Genomic DNA, 2,262 nt, shown 5'->3' on the forward strand with positions numbered 1-2,262 from the left:
CCACCGCGCGCGCGAGCGCGATCGCCACCGCCTCCTCGAACGGGGATTCGGCCGCGCCCACCGAGCCACGGTCGGGCGCGCCAGCGCCGCCGGCCCGCGCGCGGCATAGTCGAGGAACGCCTTGAGGTGGCGCACGCCCAGCGCCGCGGTTCGCGACAGGTCGAGATGCTCGGCTTCGGTGCCGGAGAACACCAGCATTTCCTGCCGGGCGCGGGTGATGGCGACGTTGAGGCGGCGCTCGCCGCCGTCGCGGTTGAGGGCGCCGAAATTCATGCGCCGCACGCCAGCGGCGTCCTTGGTGTAGGTGATGGAAAACAGGATCACGTCGCGCTCGTCGCCCTGCACGTTCTCCAGGTTCTTGACGATGGTGGGCTCGAAGCGGTCCTCGGAGAAGAACCATTCGAGCGCCGGATCATCGCGCCGCGCCTTGTCCAGCAGGTCCTGGATCAGCGCCTGCTGCGGCAGGTTGAAGGTGATGATGCCGAGCGTCGGGCGCGCCTTTTCCGGCAGATCGAGCGCCGCGCGCATGCGCGCCGCCGCCTCATCCGCCACCGCGCGCGCTTCCAGCGGATTGGTGCGGCTGCCGCTTTGGCCGCCCACATAGACGCCCTCGGGCACGCGCTTCAGCTGCACCGCGCGCCGCCCCGTCTCGGGGGCCGGGAAGGTGACGAGCCGGTTGCCGTAATAGGCCCCGTTTGAGAAGGCGATCAGGCTCTCGTCGCGGCTGCGGTAGTGCCAGGTCAGATAGCGCACCGGCAGGCCGCTGGTGCGGGCCTCGTCGAGGATGCTCTCCAGGTCCTTCTGGTGGTCCTCGATCTCCGCGTCGTCCTCCTCGTTGCGGGCGAAGAAATTGGTGGGCGGGAGCTGCTTGGGATCGCCGACGATCACCGTCTGGCGCGCCCGCGCGATCGCGCCCACCGCGTCCCAGGTGGTGATCTGCGAGGCCTCGTCGAAGATCACCACGTCGAACAGCGGGTGGGCGGGCGGCAGATACTGGGCGATGGAGAGCGGCGACATGAGCAGGCAGGGCGCGAGCTTCGGGAAGCTCTGCGGCATGGCGGCGATCATCTCGCGGATCGACTTGCTCGGCCGCTTGAGCGCCATCTGATGATTGAGGAGGCCGAGCTCCGAATTGCGCGGCACGCCGTGCGCCGGCGGCAGCCCGTGGGCGATGCGGTGGCGCACGCGCGCGCTCGCCTGCCCGCGCACGAAATCGTCCAGGGCCCGGAAGTCGCCGATGGCGTGCTCGTGCTTGAAGCGGCGGAACTCGCGCAAAGCCGGGACGGCATCGAGCACCAGCGGCGCCCACCAGCGGGCATAAGCGAGACGGAAGGCCGAGCCCATGAAGTCGGGCGACAGACGTCCCGCCTCCAGCGCCTCCACCAGGGGGCCGAGCCCGGCTTCCGTGGCGCGGTGCTTCACCGCGCACCAGCTGCTCCAGTCGGCGAGCGCGGTCTGGGCGGCTTCGATCTCGTCCATCGCCCCGGCCAGTTCGCCGAGCGATCGCGCGGCATGATGGCCGCCGGGTCGCAGCCCGCCGCGTCGGTGAAGGCGCGCCCGGCGGCGGCGAAGGCGTCCATGGCGGCGCGCAGGGCATCGGCCGCCGGGCGCACGCCGTAGCGGTCCTCGCCGGCCATGGCGACGGCCGCGAAGGCATCGATCGCCTCCTGCGCCTCCGCATCGTCGAGCGGCAGTTCGGAGAAGGCCCGGCGCAGCTCGGCGCAGCGCGAAAGATGCGCCGCCATGGCGGGAATGTCGCTGTCGAGGCCGGCAAAGCCGAGCTTTCCGCCCGCGAGCGGATTGGCGGCGATGTCGTCGAGGTGGCCCTTGAGGCGGCGCAGGATCGGCAGCACCTCCTGCGGTTCGGGCTTGCCGGAGGCGGCATAGGTGGCCAGCAGGTTGCGCACCTTGGCGAGCCGGGTGACGCGCAGCGGCCAGGCGGACGCGGCGGCGGCGCGCCAGTCGCGCTCCAGGTCGTCCAGCGGGATGCGCACCATCTCCTCGCGGGCGAAATGCCCGACCAGCCGGGCCTCCGCCCCCTTCGCCCCGGACACGCTCTCGCCGAGCGCGCGCAGCGCCGGCGCCAGCGCGTCGAAATCGGGGTCGAACACCACCGAATGATCCGCCGCCGCACAGGCATCCAGCGCCGCTGCGAAGGCCTCGAAGCGCTCGATCTCCGGCAGCCCCGCATCCGGCCGCGACGGCAGGCCGAGCGCCTCCAGGAAGCCGTCGAAGGCGGCGGCGAGCCCGCCCGCGGCCGCG

General features: G+C 72.1%; 1 protein-coding gene and 1 pseudogene. Both read right to left on the minus strand.

Annotated features, from left to right (window positions below):
- Positions 1-1,479, minus strand: a 1,479-nt coding sequence (locus AC2W7M_RS24075; RefSeq protein WP_486135512.1) for a DEAD/DEAH box helicase, incomplete at its 3' end; no start/stop codon positions are given.
- A pseudogene (locus tag AC2W7M_RS24080) lies at positions 1,419-2,262 on the minus strand (hypothetical protein); the annotation flags it as partial. The gene AC2W7M_RS24075 and the pseudogene AC2W7M_RS24080, both read right to left, overlap by 61 nt.

This window comes from Xanthobacter sp. BG11Y11_SDJG (genome assembly GCF_057364445.1).